Genomic DNA, 14,327 nt, shown 5'->3' with positions numbered 1-14,327 from the left:
TTTTTTGTCAATCTAATTAAACAAACGAATAATAATGGCTCAAATATAGTGAAAAAATAATCCACACAGATAGGCGTAGGGATACGTTCGTTAGTTCCATTTTTTACAGGAATGCTAAAATGCAAAATGTAAGCAAAAACCCCGTTTTGCTTTACAATATGATACGTTAAAAAGTGTTACTCCTGCGGGTAATTTTAAAAACCCCTACGTTTTCGGAAAAATACTCCCGCGATTTTGACAAAATGACAAATTGGGAATCTTCGGATTTTGGAATACTTGGAGGGAGAAGGAGAAGGGAGAAAGGAGAAAGGAGAAAGGAGAAAGGGGTGTCTTCAAATATTGTAAAAATTGAAGATTTGAAGGAATTGGGATATATATTCATGGCTGAAGGCCACAGCGGGCCTGGAAGGCCGAGTCCCAGCGGGACGAAGACTTAGCCCACGGGTAAGCAGGCTGAAGGCCTGCGCCACCCTGGGACTCTATGGACATGTAAAAATGAGTTCTGTAAGAACGAAAGAAAAATCCACTATTACAGCCTCCGCTATCAGCATATATCCTATCATACTATCTATCGTTCCTTCAGAACTCAACTTCTTGTATTTTCATGATACCCAGGGTGGCGCAGACCTCTGGCCTGCTTACCCGTGGGCTAAGTCTTCGTCCCGCTGGGACTCGGCCTTCCAGGCCCGCTGTGACCTTCAGTCATATAAAGAAAATCTTCCAATTTTGTAAGATTGGAATATGCTGAAGTCCGGAAGGACTTAGATGTGGATAACCCCGTGCAAGCCGTCAGGCGCAGCTCGGGGGACGAGAGTATAATAAAAACAGCTCCGTAGGGGCTCAACAGTTGACCTCCTACGGAGCTCATTATATAGACATTACTTCAGCCCCGAGCTGCACCTACGGTTTGCACGGGGTTATCCAAGTTGAAGCCCTTTCGGGCTTTCTAAAATCTTCCCATTCCCTCCGATTTGATTCCCAGGGAGCGCTGCAAGCGCGATTCAACCCAGCCCATGGGTGACCGTAGGGAACCCTGGGTCGTTTAGGTTACACTAAATGGAACTCTGAAGGAGTGACTATTGAGTATTTGTATATATACAGTCGTTCTTTCAGAACTCCATTGTTGTCGCATACTGATACCCAGGGTTCCCTACGGTCACCCATGGGCTGGGTTGAATCGCGCTTGCAGCGCTCTGTGGGACTCTTCACATATTGGAAGAATTGAAGTTTTTTTTCATTCTTTAATGCAAGCCTCGCAGGGGAAATGCAGCATCAGTTTTAGTAAGATGGGAAGGTGGGGATATATATCAATTAATACCCACTCTCTTAAAAGCGCGAATAAGCGGAAAAGAAGGCCGAAGAATCCCAATAATAGACAATGATAAATTATTTTATAAAATTCAAAAGCAGCTTCTTATTATTTTTTCAAATTTATTATGTCTGAAAATTTGTTATTATATAGTTATATTTATATATTCGCAAAATCAGCCGTATGTAAGGCTGCTTATTAACTAATGTCCATAATCAAAACAACTAAACTAATCGCTTATGAGACATCTATCTTATCTGTTGTTATTTTTTCTATTTGCCATGCTCTCCGGAGGCTGCTCCAAGGATGATGATATGCCCCAGGAACTTGTCGGCACCTGGCAATGTGTTGGCTTTGGTGAGCGCAACAATGCAGAGATCAAAGCTATTGAACCGCAGGACTGTACGTCCTGTTACATGCTTGTTATAAAGGAAAATGGAGACTTCTCAGGTAGTTGCACTTCTTCTAATTTGACAATAGAAAGGTCATTTTCGATAAACGGGAAAAAGAAAACAATTAAAATCCCCGGGGACTATACTCCTGATGATATGTTGAGACCAGGAGATGGGAACTTATATCTGAAATGCCTTTATGATGTAAGATCCTACTCTGTTACATCCTCTGATTTACAGCTTTTCTACACCGATAACAATTACTTACTTTATAAACGAATTACACCCTGAAAAAGAATTGCTATATAAAAGGCCAATTATTAACTAATGTCCATAATCAAAACAACTAAATTAATCGCTTATGAGACATCTATCTTATCTGTTGTTGTTTCTATTTGCCATGCTCTCCGGAGGCTGCTCCAAGGATGATGATATGCCTCAGGATCTTGTCGGCACCTGGCAATGTGTTGGCTTTGGCGAGCGCAACAATGCAGAGATCAAAGCTGTTGAACCGCAGGATTGTACGTCCTGTTATGTACTGGAAATAAAAGAAAATGGTGACATATCCGGAGCAACAACAACAAATTCCTTTTCCGGTAAAATTTCATATAAAAGTCAAAGCATAAAAATAGTTGATATTCTTATAACAAAAGTAGGTGAAAAAGGAGATGGATATATCTATTTTGATCGCTTTTTAGAAACCAATTCATACATCCGTACACTCAATGATTTACAGCTTTTTTACGAAGACAATAGCTATTTACTTTATAAACGAATTACACCATAAAGATGTAACTATTGGGTCTTTGAAAAAAACTTTTTGCCTGTAAGGAAATAAATCCGAAAATTTCTCTTGCCTTCTATTCACCTCTCCGCCGGATAATATATCGAATGTTTTTTTAGTTCTGCTCTCAAGGCCTTGGCCTTGTTGTCGGTTACGCTATCCATAAGTGCCCAGAAGCGGGGGCTATGGTTCATTTCGCGGGTATGGCAGAGTTCATGCAGGAGTACATAATCAATCAGGTGCCAGGGGAGTTGCATCAGGTAGAGGGAGAGGTTGATATTCTTTGCCGACGAACAGCTACCCCAACGGGTGTGGCTGCTGGTGATGCGGAGGTTGTTGTAGGTGAATCCGTGTTGGCCTGCCAACAGGCTGAGGCGTATAGGCAGGAGGCGTTTGGCTTCCCGGCGGAAGATGTTTTTGAGTATTTCGCGGATCTGCTGCTGGATAGGAGGTTGAGCCATGTCGATGTGCGCCGGAAAGCGTAGGGTCAGTAATCCGTTTTGCAGGGCAAGGGCTATGTCTTTTCGCTCCTCGCGCAGGATGGAGAGGCGGAAGGAGGCGGTTTGCAAGTCGGTGTTTTCGTCGATGATCGCGGGAGGTGGTGTCTGTTGTAGTTTTTCGGTCAACTTCAGGCGGTTCTCTTCGATAAAGCCCATGATGCGTGGCTCATCCCGTAAGGAAGGCATGGTGCCGATCAGTTCGCCCCGGACTATTTTGAGGGTGATGCGTTTATAGCGCGTTCCCCACCGCAAAGTGATCGTTCCCAGATCCCTGTCTGTTATCTTCTTTTCCGCCATAGGTGGGACAAAAGTACGCTATTTATTACTATCTTTGCAGTCGCGTTTTCGAATAATCAATAAACAATATAAAAAAGCAAGTTATGAACAAAAAAGCACTTCTTATTATCTGCGATGGCTGGGGCATCGGTTCAAAAGGAAAGAACGACGTGATCTATAATACGCCCACTCCTTACTGGGATTATCTGTTGGAAAATTATCCTCACTCACAATTACAGGCATCGGGCGAAAATGTAGGTCTGCCCGATGGACAAATGGGAAACTCTGAAGTGGGTCACCTGAATATCGGCGCAGGACGTGTAGTTTACCAGGATCTGGTAAAGATCAATATCGCCTGCCGTAAGAACACCATCCTGGAGAATCCGGGTATCCAACGCGCTTATAGCTATGCGAAGGAAAACAACAAACAGATCCATTTCCTGGGGCTGGTATCCGACGGAGGCGTACATAGCTCGATGGAGCACCTGTTCAAACTGACGGAAATAGCTAAGGAATATGGAGTAGACAAAGCCTACGTGCATTGCTTTATGGACGGACGCGATACCGACCCGAAAAGCGGAAAAGGCTTTATCGAGCAGTTGGAAAACCATCTGAAAACAACCGGTGGCAAGATCGCTTCGATCATTGGCCGCTATTATGCCATGGACCGCGACAAGCGGTGGGATCGCGTGAAAGAGGCATATGACCTGTTGACCGCAGGCAAAGGGAAAGCCTCAGAAGATATGGTGGCTGCTATGCAGGAATCGTATGACGAAGGGGTGACCGACGAGTTTGTGAAACCAATCGTGCATGTAGAAAATGGCCAGCCGGTAGCTAAAATCGAAGAGGGTGACGTGGTGATCTTCTTCAACTTCCGCAACGACCGCGCCAAAGAACTGACGATCGTACTGACTCAGCAGGATATGCCGGAGGCAGGTATGCAGATCATTCCGAATCTGCAATATTTCACCATGACACCGTATGATGCTACTTTTAAGGGGTTGACCATCCTGTTTGATAAGGATAACGTAAACAATACCTTAGGTGAATACCTGGCGCATGTAGGCAAGACGCAATTGCATATCGCCGAAACAGAGAAATACGCGCATGTGACCTTCTTCTTCAACGGCGGATTGGAAACACCATTCGACGGGGAAGACCGTATCCTGGTGCCTTCACCTAAAGTGGCTACCTACGACCTGAAGCCGGAAATGAGCGCCTTCGAAGTGAAAGACAAATTGGTTGAAGCCATCGAAAAGAATAAATACGATTTCATTGTTTGTAACTATGCGAACGGGGATATGGTAGGACATACAGGTGTGTATGAAGCTATTGAAAAAGCGGTAGTGACAATCGACGCTTGCCTGAACGATACCGTAGAGGCAGCGAAGGCCAATGGGTATGAGGTGATAATCATTGCCGACCATGGGAATGCCGATAATGCGTTGAATGAAGATGGCTCGCCCAATACGGCTCACTCTTTGAACCCGGTTCCTTTTGTCTATGTGACAGAAAACAAAGAGGCCAAAGTGAAAGATGGTATCCTCGCCGACGTGGCTCCTTCGATCCTTTACATCATGGGATTGAAGCAACCGAAGGAGATGACGGGGGAGAATCTTATTAAATAAATAGTAAATTGATAGTTGATAATTGATAATTGATAGGGATGCTCTATTGTTATCAATTATCAATTATCCATTCGTATTAATATGTTACAGATAGACGACACCCTTATCAGCTTTGATCTGATAGAGAAGCAATTCCTTTGCGACTTGTCCCAGTGTAAAGGGGCTTGTTGTGTGGAAGGGGATGCGGGAGCTCCGCTGGAGAAAAGTGAATTGGTTGTATTGCGACGGATATTACCTGAGATATGGGATGACCTGTCGCCTGAGGCGCAGGCGGTGATCGATAAGCAGGGCGTGGCCTATATCGATGCCGGTGGCGAGACGGTGACCTCTCTGGTCGATGGCAAGGACTGTGTCTTTACCTGTTACGATGAGGCGGGTATCTGTAAATGTGCCATTGAGAAAGCCTATCGGGAGGGGCGGGTAGATTTCTACAAACCGATCTCCTGCCATCTGTATCCGGTGCGCATAAAGCATTACCAGACCTTCTCGGCTGTGAACCTCGACCGCTGGAGCATCTGCAAAGCGGCGGAGCTACTGGGGAAGAAAGAGGGCTTGTCGGCCTATCGCTTTCTGAAGGAGCCGCTAACGCGAAAGTTCGGCGAGGAATGGTATGAAAAGCTGGAAACAGCTGCCGAAGAATGGCTGAAACAGAAGAGGAAATAAAAGGGTAGAGTCTTTAAAGACCTTAAAGTTATCAAAGTCCTTAAAGTCCTTAAAGTCCTTAAAGACCTTAAAAACCTCAGAACAATCAAAGTCCTTAAGGACCTTAGAGACCTTAAAGACTTTAAAGACCTTATAAAAAACAAAACAATGAACATTAAAGTAGGTGATAAAGTACGTTTCCTGAACTCCGTGGGAGGAGGCATTGTACGCAGCTTCAAAGGGAAAGACCAGGTATTGGTGGAAGATGCCGATGGCTTTGAGGTACCTGCCCTGATCCGTGAATGTGTGGTGGTGGGCGAAGGTACTATGCAGGTGCATAGTACGACGCAGCCTAAAACGCAAGCGCCGATCGAAGTGAAAATGGCTAAACCTGAGCCCGACGAACTGCCAATCGTGGAGACCCGCGAAGGGGAACGGTTGAATATCTACCTGGCTTACCTGCCGGTAGACCCGAAGGCCTTGACGGATAGTGGCTATGAAGCCTACTTTATCAACGACAGCAATTACTTTCTCTATTATAACTACATGAATCGGGAGAATAATAGCTGGTACAGTCGTTCGCATGGGGTAATCGAACCCAATACGCAGGTCTTTTTGGAAGAGTTCGGCAAAGAGCATCTGAACGACCTGGAGCGTATATGCGTGCAGCTAATCGCTTTTAAGAAAGACAAGCCTTACGCCTTGAAGAACGCTATCTCGGTAGAGCTACGCTTGGATACGGTGAAGTTCTACAAGCTTCATTGCTTCCGCCCCAATGAATTCTTCGACGATGATGCGTTGGTCTATCCGGTTGTTACCAATGACCTGCCGGAACGGGAACTATTGGTCTCTTCCGCCGAATTGCAACAGGCAATGCAGGAAAAGGCGCGCGTCGACCGACGGGAGCCTAAAAAGGTGCAAAAGAAACAGGCAGCGGATGGCATTGTCGAGGTGGATCTGCATATCAACCAGTTGCTCGATACGACAGCGGGCATGAGTAATGCTGATATGTTGGAATACCAACTGGAGAAGTTTCATGAAACCTTGAAGTCTTTTGCCGGCAAGAAGGGGCAAAAGGTGGTCTTTATCCATGGGAAAGGTGACGGCGTATTGCGTAAAGCCATTGAAACAGAATTGAAAACCAAATACAAACAATATTACTATCAGGATGCCTCCTTCCGCGAATATGGATTCGGGGCGACGATGGTAACTATAAAATAGAATTATGAATTGTGAATTATGAATTATGAGAGGTCACTAATTCTCCTAATTCATAATTCACAATTCATAATTCATAATTCATAATTCATACCGTGCTTGAGATCGAACGTAAATACATAGTGACAGGTAACTTCTTGCCGGATGTGATCCGCTCGGAGCGGTTTCGGCAGGGGTATATCTCTTCCCAGCCGGGCAGGACGGTGCGTGTACGTATTGCCGGGGAGAAGGGATGGCTGACTATCAAAGGGCCTTCCCTGGACGGCGGACTGAGTCGCTATGAGTTTGAGCAGGAACTGTCGCTACAAGACGCGGAAGAGTTGTTTCTTCTTTGCGAACCGGGTGCCATCGAAAAGACCAGGCATTGGGCCATTATCGACGGACATACTTGGGAAATAGACCTCTTTCATGGCGCCAACGAAGGTCTATTACTCGCTGAGATAGAACTGATCTCGACGGATGAGTCGTTTACCCTGCCTGCCTGGGTCGGGAAAGAGGTGACGGGCGATCGTCGTTACTACAATTCCATGTTGACCCAATATCCTTACAAAGACTGGAAAGAATCGCGCCAATAAGCCTTTTCCTGTTTTCATTTCCCCTATCTTTTCCCTATCTTAGTGGCCTGTTTTCCGATCTAAAAGCGAATGGGCACATATGAAATAATATCATTAATTGTTCAAATACTCTATGTCGTAACGATCATAGGGGTGATCACGGTGGTTGTTTCCGAAAACCGCAACCCGCAGAAGACGATCACCTGGGTATTGGTACTCACCTTTTTGCCGGTGATCGGACTGATTCTCTATCTCTTCTTTGGCGAAAACCACCGGAGGACATGGAGCGTAAACCGCCGAATGACCAAAGACCTGGAGGGTAAAGCGACCCCCTATTTTAATCTGCAGGACGAAGAAAGCTCCGATGATACCTACCGTAAGCTGAAGATATTACTTAAGAACGTAGGCAATTCGCTTGTCTTAAATGGCAATCAGATAGAGCTGTTTTCAGAGGGGAAGGATAAATTCGATCGGTTGTTTGCAGATATAGAGAAGGCAGAGAAACATATCCATTTGCTCTATTACGCGATTGGAAGCGATCGGGTGGGTAACCGCTTGAAAGAATTATTGATCCGCAAGGTCAAAGAGGGCGTTGAGGTACGGATTATCTACGACGATGTGGGCTGCCTGAAGACAAAGAAGAGTTTCTTCAAAGAGTTGGAGCAGGGAGGCGTACAGGTGGATTGCTTCCTGCCGATACGTTTCCCGTATATCGCGCGTCGGGTGAATTACCGCAACCACCGGAAGGTGGCGGTGATCGATGGTCGGATCGGGTATATCGGAGGGATGAATATAAAGGATTGTTATGCGGAAGGCGTGAGTTGGGGCGTATGGCGCGATCTGAGTATGCGCATGGAGGGAAAGGCGGTGCATGCTCTGCAGGTTGTTTTCCTGTTGGATTGGTATTATTCGCACAAAGAGAGCCTGGAAAGCCCCTATTATTTCCCGGAGATATCCGACAAAGGGCATAATCCAATACAGATCGTCACCAGTGGTCCTATGAACACCTATGAATCCCTGACCGAAGGATTCTTTCAGGCTATCACCAATGCCCGGAAATATGTATATATCCAAACGCCCTATTTCATGCCCTCCGATCAGATCCTGAAGGCCATGCAGATGGCGGCGCTGAGCGGTGTGGATGTGCGGCTGATGCTACCCAAGCGATCGGATAACCGCTTAGTCGGGGCGGCTTCCTATTCTTTTATCCGTTCCTTATTGGAGAGTCATGTAAAGGTTTATCTCTATACGGCGGGTTTCTTGCATACCAAACTGATTGTGGCGGATGATGATCTGGCGATTATCGGATCAGCCAATATGGATACGCGAAGCTTTGAACTGAACTTTGAGAGCGGCGCTTTCGTGTATGACGCGGATACCGCCCGGCAATGCAAAGAGATCTTCTTCCGTGATATGCAAGATGCTTACGAGGTGGATATCGACAAGTGGATGAAGCGTTCGCGGTGGAAGCATTATATCGAGTCATTACTACGGCTGATGACTCCTGTCTTTTAGCAACTTTATTTCTAACAAAAAACATAATGATATGAAACGAATTTGTATTTCTTTATTGATTTTATTCATCTCCCTGCCTATGATGGCAGACGAGGGAATGTGGTTGTTGCCGCTGTTGAAGCAGCAGAAATTTACCGATATGCAGCGCCTCGGCTTGCAATTGGATGCCGAAGATCTGTATAATCCCGAAGGAGCTTCTATCAAAGACGCCATTGTGCATTTCGGTGGCGGGTGTACGGGTGAGGTGGTGTCGCCCGATGGATTGATCCTGACCAATCACCATTGTGGATATGGGCAGATACAGCAGCATAGCACCGTGGAAAATGATTATCTGACGCATGGATTTTGGGCGAAATCGCGTGCCGAAGAACTTCCCAATCCGGGCTTGTCGGTTACTTTTATCGAAGCGATCGAAGATGTGACCGAATATGTCAAGAAGGAGCTGGAGAAGGATACGGATCCGCTTAGTATGAACTTTATGAGCCCACGCTACCTGAACCAGTTGGCACGCGAGAAGGTAGGCGAGGCTTTCTTAGCTAATCATGCGGGGGTGTCAGTAGAGATCCGGGCTTTCTATGGTGGTAATCAATATTATATGTTTACCAAAAAGAGCTATTCCGACGTGCGCTTGGTAGGTGCTCCCCCTTCCTCTATCGGTAAGTTCGGTGCCGACACCGACAACTGGATGTGGCCGCGCCATACGGGCGACTTCTCTGTCTTCCGGGTATATGGCGATGCCAATGGGGAACCTGCTGTCTATTCGGAAACGAATGTACCGTTGAAGGTGAAGAAATGGCTGCAGATATCCCTCAAAGGGGTGCAGGAAGACGACTATGCCATGATGATCGGCTTCCCGGGAACGACTAAGAAGTATTATACCTCCTGGGAGGTAGCCGAACGCCGTGACATCGACAACGCTGTCCGTATTGCCATGCGCGAATTGCGTCAGCAGGCTCTGTTGGAAGAGATGCTGGCTGATCCGGCCGTGCGTATTCAGTATTCCAGCAAATATGCCAGCTCGACCAACTCCTATAAGAACGCGATCGGCACGAATTGGGCGATTGGAAAGCGTGATTTCGAGGAGGTGAAGCGGGCAGAGCAAGAGCGTCTGTTAGCTTGGTCGCGTCAGAACAACAAAACCGAATACCCCGATGCCCTGCGGGCGATGGAGCAGATCGTTGCCGATCGGAAAGACTTGCGTTTCCGTAGCTGGATGCTGAACGAAGCCATTCTGCAAAGTCTGGAGTTTACGCGTGTGCCCTATCAGGTGGAAGCCTTGATGGAAGCCATGAAGAATAAGAATAAAGAGGAGCAGGAAAAACTATTGACCCGCCTGAAAAGTGACTATGAACAATTTGCCAACAAGGATTATGCTCCGGCAGTCGATCGGAAAGTCGCCAAAGTGATGCTGAAAGAATACCGCGCTCAGGTGGCTAAGGAAAGCCAACCGGCCTATTTCGGAGAGATCGATAAGACATTCAAAGGCGACGTGGATGCCTTCGTGGATTATCTTTTCGATAAGTCAATCTATGGCAGTGAGGCCAATTTCAACCGCTTCTTTGCCAAACCGACCTTGAAAGCGTTACAGCACGATCCGATGATCCTCTTTGCAGCCTCCGTACAACAAGAAAGAGCTTACCTGACCGAGGCACAGGCCGCCTTCGACGCCGCTTATGCACAGGCGCACCGCTCCTATGTGAAAGGATTGTTGGAGATGGATCAGGACAAAATGGACTTCCCCGATGCTAATTCCACGCTTCGCCTCACCTACGGACAGGTTAGAGGATATGCTCCGCGCGACGCGGTTTACTATAAACACCAGACCACGCTCGAAGGTGTCATGGAAAAAGAGGATCCCGACAACTGGGAGTTTGTGGTACCCGATCACCTGAAAGAATTATATAAGACAAAGAATTACGGACGTTATCAGACGGCAGAGGGGCAGATGCCTGTTGCTTTCTGCGCGACGACCCACTCGACGGGTGGCAATTCCGGTAGCCCTGTCCTGAATGCAAATGGTGCCTTGATCGGTATCAACTTCGACCGTAACTGGGAAGGAGTAGGAGGGGACATCCAATACCTGCCCGATTACCAGCGAAGCATCATCGTGGATATCCGCTATGTCCTGTTTATCATGGATAAATATGCCGGCGCCTCCTATCTGTTAGAGGAAATGGATCTGGAAGAATAATTGGCCTTTTTAGAACAGAAAGTACGAAAAAGCGGTTAATTCGTGTCAAAGGTATTTCATATTGGGTAGTTTTTTTTACATTTGTTGAGCGATAAACTCTGGGCATAGATAAAGAACTATTTTCATGAATACTTTTACTCGTCGGTTTGTGTGTTCCATATCCTTTCTTTTGATCGGGTTATTTAGTATATGCACCTCAGGCTATGCGGAAACTCAGTGGCCGGATAGCCTGAGGGAGCATCTCCAAACTCTTCCCGACAGCTCCCGATTGCTTTATTTGGAAAAGCTGGTAAACGATCATACATTGGAATATGATTATATTCAATACTACCGGCAGGAGGCGGAAGCACAACAAGATGCCCGCCACTTGGCTCGTGCCCTTTCGCGGCAGGCTAATTATTATTATATAGAAAAAGAGGAGGAGCTGGAGCCTTTTATTCGGGAGGTGGAGCCTCTATTGATCGAGATAAACCGTCCTGCCGAATTGATGGAGATTTGGCGATTTAACCTTTATCTATTGGTGCGGCATGGAAAGAACCAAGAGCTGTTGGATGGTGTGGAGAAGATGAAAGAGCTCTCCCGGAAAATGGATTATCCGATAGGCATAGAGATGGCGGATCAAAACCTGGCCTATTTCTATTTTCTCAACAATATGCCGGAGGATGGTGAGAAAGTCTACCTGGATGTGTTGGATCGTATGGAAAAGCGGGAGGCACCGCTTATTCAGCAAATAGCTCTGTTGGTTCAACTATTTCAATTCACACCGGGCGATAACCGGTTGATATATGTAAAAAAGGCAGAAGACTATATCGCGGAGTTGAGGAAAGATCCGGAGGCTGCCGCGGCAAGCGCTTATCAGTTGAGTCGTTATGATTACTCTGTGCAATTCTCCAACGCCTGGGAATTGATTCAGTCGGGAGAATTTCCGAAAGCGCTTGAACATATCAATCAACTGGAAATACTGGTGAAAGAAAACGATATGGAGATCGACCGGCAGATCGGCCTCGACCAGTTGTATAATGAATACTATATGAAGCTGGCCTCCGTGACGGACAACCCGCAGATAAAGGAGGGATATATTCGGAAAAGCATCAATTATATCGATAATATCATAGAACTCGGACGGCAACAGAATATGTTGAGCTCCCAGGAGCATTACATGAACCAAAAGGCCAATATCTATTATGATTTGGGCAACTACAAAGAGGTAGTCGATCTGCAGAAAGAGATCATGCTCTTGAAAGACTCGATCAACAAAACCGGTTACCAGGAGAGCCTGGCCGATATGCGTACGCGTTATGAAGTCGACAAATTAGAGATGGAGAAGGTTCAGGCGGAAATCGAAGCCAAACAGATGCGTACGCAACTGATGTTGTGGATAGGCGGATGTATTTTCCTGATCGTTCTTGTCGGTGGCCTGTTGTTTATGACCCGTATAGCTCAGCGAGGCAAGGCGGTCATGGCAGAAGCCAAAGAGAAAGCGGAAGCGGCCGACCGCCTGAAATCGACCTTTTTAGCCAATATGAATCATGAGATACGCACGCCACTGAATGCCATTGTCGGTTTCTCTCAGATACTGGTCGATGAAGAAGACCGGGAGCGACGGCAGGAATTCTCCCATATTATCGAGAACAACAATGAGTTGCTACAGACACTCATCGGTGATGTGTTGGATATCTCCAAGATCGAATCGAACACCATCAGCTTGTATTACAAAAAGCAATCGCTCGAAGCGATGATGAAAGAGATCTACGATATGATAAGGCTGCGGGTCTCTCCGTCGGTCGAACTCCTGTTGGATCCTTGCGAAGAATTGGTTGTCGAGACCGATCGCAGCCGGTTGATACAGGTATTGACCAACCTACTGACCAACGCCGTGAAACATACCCATACCGGCCATATCCGTTTTGGGTATGAGCGCAAGGGAAGCGAAGTGCTTTTCTACGTGGAAGATACCGGCGAGGGCATTCCGAAAGAGGAACAGGAGGCGATATTCAACCGCTTTGCACAGTTGCAAAACGGTAAGAAAGGGGTCGGCCTCGGATTGGCTATCTGCAAAGGATTGGTCACCCAAATGGGTGGACGCATCTGGGTCGAATCGACACCAAAAAAGGGATCCACCTTCTATGTGCGCATCCCTCAAGATAAACCGGAAAAGAGAGCCTAAGCTCTCTTTTCTTTTTTATTATTTCTCAGCGGCTTCTCCGCCAAATTCCATCAGATAAGCCTTGATAAAGCCATCGATCTTACCATCCATCACCCCGTTTACGTCGGAGGTCTGGTAGTTGGTACGGTGGTCTTTCACCCGTCGATCGTCGAACACATAGCTACGGATCTGCGATCCCCATTCGATCTTCTTCTTGCCGGCTTCGACCTTCTGCTGCTCAGCCATGCGTTTCTGCAACTCCATATCGTACAACATAGAGCGCAACAGGCGCATCGCATTCTCGCGGTTGCCCAACTGTGAGCGGCTTTCAGTGTTCTCAATCAGGATCTCTTTGACCTCGCCCGTGTCGGGGTCTTTGTAGTTATAACGCAGACGCACACCGGTCTCCACCTTGTTTACATTCTGCCCACCGGCACCTCCCGAACGGAACGTGTCCCAGGTATAATCCGCCGGATTGATTTCGATCTCGATCGTGTCGTCCACCAAAGGAGTGACAAACACCGAAGCAAACGAAGTCATGCGTTTTCCCTGCGCGTTGTAGGGAGAGACACGCACCAGGCGGTGTACCCCGTTTTCTCCTTTCAGGTAGCCATAAGCATAGTCGCCTTCGATCTGCATGGTCACGGTCTTGATGCCCGCCTCGTCACCCTCCTGCAGGTTGCTGACGGTCACCTTATGTCCGCTGGATTCTCCCCAACGGATATACATACGCATAAGCATGGAAGCCCAGTCCTGACTTTCCGTACCTCCCGCGCCGGAGTTTATCTTGAGGATGCATCCCAACTGGTCGGCCTCCTGGCGTAGCATATTGCGCGATTCCAGGTTCTCCACCAGCTCCAGGGCTTTGGCATACGCCTCATCGACCTCCTCTTCGGAGGTGATGCCCTCTTTCACATATTCGTAGGCTAATTCTAATTCTTCCGCGGCCGCTTTTACTTCGTTGTATAGTTCGATCCACTTTTTGAGTTCTTTGACAATCTTCATCTGAGCTTCTGCCCGTTTGTTGTCTTCCCAGAAAGTGGGATCCTGCGTGCGGAGTTCTTCTTCTTCTAACTGGATGGTCTTCCCATCGATGTCAAAGGTACCCCCTCAGCGCCAAATCGCGCTCCAACACATTCTGTAGTTGGTCTGATGTAATCATAATCGTTTAC

General features: G+C 47.0%; 12 protein-coding genes. 10 read left to right on the top strand and 2 right to left on the bottom strand.

Annotation, left to right across the window (positions count from 1 at the left end; translation table 11 throughout):
* The first annotated feature begins 173 nt into the window (after positions 1-173).
* The 3 genes from M2134_RS00510 to M2134_RS00500 all read left to right on the top strand — a co-directional run bounded on the left by M2134_RS00510 (position 174) and on the right by M2134_RS00500 (position 2,488).
* On the top strand, positions 174-437 hold the full coding sequence (locus tag M2134_RS00510) for a hypothetical protein (RefSeq protein ID WP_280749441.1): 264 nt from the start codon (positions 174-176) through the stop codon (positions 435-437).
* 1,111 nt (positions 438-1,548) lie between these two features.
* Entirely contained in the window at positions 1,549-1,992 is a 444-nt protein-coding gene (locus M2134_RS00505) for a hypothetical protein (RefSeq protein WP_280749826.1), read from the top strand.
* Between the two features lie 70 nt (positions 1,993-2,062).
* Positions 2,063-2,488 (top strand): META domain-containing protein, encoded by a 426-nt coding sequence (locus tag M2134_RS00500; protein ID WP_280749825.1) that lies wholly within the window; start codon positions 2,063-2,065, stop codon positions 2,486-2,488.
* A gap of 77 nt (positions 2,489-2,565) precedes the next feature.
* Here the strand turns inward: M2134_RS00500 and M2134_RS00495 are convergent, their stop codons facing one another.
* The gene (locus tag M2134_RS00495; RefSeq protein ID WP_280749824.1) at positions 2,566-3,282 is read right to left on the bottom strand and encodes a SprT family zinc-dependent metalloprotease; all 717 of its coding nucleotides are present in this window, start codon (positions 3,280-3,282) and stop codon (positions 2,566-2,568) included.
* Between the two features lie 83 nt (positions 3,283-3,365).
* On the opposite strand from M2134_RS00495, the gene gpmI reads away from it, so the two are divergent.
* The 7 genes from gpmI to M2134_RS00460 all read left to right on the top strand — a co-directional run bounded on the left by gpmI (position 3,366) and on the right by M2134_RS00460 (position 13,176).
* Positions 3,366-4,889, top strand: a complete 1,524-nt coding sequence (gpmI, locus tag M2134_RS00490) for a 2,3-bisphosphoglycerate-independent phosphoglycerate mutase (RefSeq protein WP_280749823.1) — start codon at positions 3,366-3,368, stop codon at positions 4,887-4,889.
* An 81-nt stretch (positions 4,890-4,970) separates the two neighbouring features.
* Complete coding sequence (locus tag M2134_RS00485; protein WP_280749822.1) at positions 4,971-5,552, top strand: DUF3109 family protein; 582 nt, start codon at positions 4,971-4,973, stop codon at positions 5,550-5,552.
* Positions 5,553-5,699: 147 nt separating this feature from the next.
* Positions 5,700-6,752 carry a DUF2027 domain-containing protein gene (locus M2134_RS00480; protein ID WP_280749821.1) on the top strand — a complete coding sequence of 351 codons (1,053 nt, stop codon included), beginning with the start codon at positions 5,700-5,702 and terminating at the stop codon, positions 6,750-6,752.
* 83 nt (positions 6,753-6,835) lie between these two features.
* Positions 6,836-7,324, top strand: coding sequence for a CYTH domain-containing protein (locus tag M2134_RS00475; RefSeq protein ID WP_280749956.1), 489 nt, complete (start codon positions 6,836-6,838; stop codon positions 7,322-7,324).
* Between the two features lie 69 nt (positions 7,325-7,393).
* Positions 7,394-8,818, top strand: a complete 1,425-nt coding sequence (gene cls, locus M2134_RS00470; protein WP_280749820.1) for a cardiolipin synthase — start codon at positions 7,394-7,396, stop codon at positions 8,816-8,818.
* 31 nt (positions 8,819-8,849) lie between these two features.
* Complete coding sequence (locus M2134_RS00465) at positions 8,850-11,009, top strand: S46 family peptidase (RefSeq protein ID WP_280749819.1); 2,160 nt, start codon at positions 8,850-8,852, stop codon at positions 11,007-11,009.
* 124 nt (positions 11,010-11,133) lie between these two features.
* A complete protein-coding gene (locus tag M2134_RS00460; RefSeq protein ID WP_280749818.1) occupies positions 11,134-13,176 on the top strand; it encodes a HAMP domain-containing sensor histidine kinase in 2,043 nt (680 codons plus the stop codon).
* Between the two features lie 18 nt (positions 13,177-13,194).
* Here the strand turns inward: M2134_RS00460 and prfB are convergent.
* Positions 13,195-14,317, bottom strand: a protein-coding gene (gene prfB, locus M2134_RS00455) for a peptide chain release factor 2 (RefSeq protein WP_280749817.1) whose coding sequence is annotated in 2 segments (ribosomal slippage) — positions 13,195-14,253 and positions 14,255-14,317 — 1,122 coding nt in all. Because the reading frame shifts where the segments join, the coding sequence is not laid out codon by codon here.
* Positions 14,318-14,327 lie beyond the last annotated feature (10 nt).

It is taken from the genome of Parabacteroides sp. PM6-13 (assembly GCF_029892605.1).
In the GTDB taxonomy this organism is placed as follows: domain Bacteria; phylum Bacteroidota; class Bacteroidia; order Bacteroidales; family Tannerellaceae; genus QVMG01.
Note: the sequence above shows the minus strand (reverse complement) of the source record. Positions and strands in the feature narration are given on the sequence as shown.

What these genes read in the sequence shown, in the direction of transcription:
- M2134_RS00505 (WP_280749826.1), top strand. Translation starts at nt 1,549, where the DNA reads ATGAGACATCTATCTTATCTGTTGTTATTTTTTCTATTTGCCATGCTC.
- M2134_RS00500 (WP_280749825.1), top strand. Translation starts at nt 2,063, where the DNA reads ATGAGACATCTATCTTATCTGTTGTTGTTTCTATTTGCCATGCTCTCC.
- M2134_RS00495 (WP_280749824.1), bottom strand. Translation starts at nt 3,282, where the DNA reads ATGGCGGAAAAGAAGATAACAGACAGGGATCTGGGAACGATCACTTTG.
- gpmI (WP_280749823.1), top strand. Translation starts at nt 3,366, where the DNA reads ATGAACAAAAAAGCACTTCTTATTATCTGCGATGGCTGGGGCATCGGT.
- M2134_RS00485 (WP_280749822.1), top strand. Translation starts at nt 4,971, where the DNA reads ATGTTACAGATAGACGACACCCTTATCAGCTTTGATCTGATAGAGAAG.
- M2134_RS00480 (WP_280749821.1), top strand. Translation starts at nt 5,700, where the DNA reads ATGAACATTAAAGTAGGTGATAAAGTACGTTTCCTGAACTCCGTGGGA.
- cls (WP_280749820.1), top strand. Translation starts at nt 7,394, where the DNA reads ATGGGCACATATGAAATAATATCATTAATTGTTCAAATACTCTATGTC.
- M2134_RS00465 (WP_280749819.1), top strand. Translation starts at nt 8,850, where the DNA reads ATGAAACGAATTTGTATTTCTTTATTGATTTTATTCATCTCCCTGCCT.
- M2134_RS00460 (WP_280749818.1), top strand. Translation starts at nt 11,134, where the DNA reads ATGAATACTTTTACTCGTCGGTTTGTGTGTTCCATATCCTTTCTTTTG.